This window comes from Streptomyces tateyamensis (assembly GCF_003205575.1).
Classification (GTDB): domain Bacteria; phylum Actinomycetota; class Actinomycetes; order Streptomycetales; family Streptomycetaceae; genus Kitasatospora; species Kitasatospora tateyamensis.
On the sequence record NZ_PYBW01000263.1, the window covers coordinates 1 to 319 of the forward strand.

1 protein-coding gene is annotated in these 319 nt (G+C 74.0%); it reads left to right on the top strand.

The genetic code is table 11. From position 1 onward, the window contains the following. On the top strand, positions 1-298 hold a 298-nt coding region (locus C7C46_RS33230), incomplete at its 5' end, for a transposase (protein ID WP_181442678.1). Between the last annotated feature and the right edge of the window lie 21 nt (positions 299-319).

Genomic DNA, 319 nt, shown 5'->3' on the forward strand with positions numbered 1-319 from the left:
GGTCATCGCGGACGGCAAGTCCGGGCCGCTCGCCCACCTGCCCTCCGGCAGCTTCCAGGCCAACAACGCGTGGCTGACCCTGTGGGCGATCGCGTTCAACCTGCTGCGGGCCGCCGGAGCCCTCGCCGGTGCCTTCCACGCCAGAGCGACGACCGCCACCCTGCGCGCGCACCTGGTCAACGTCCCGGCCCGCCTTGCCCGCTCGGCCCGCCGACTGACGCTTCATCTGCCCGACCGCTGGCCCTGGCAGCAGCCGTTCACCGCCCTGTTCGACGCCGCCCACGCACCACCAGCCTGAGTGCCGACCCGACCCTCGCCC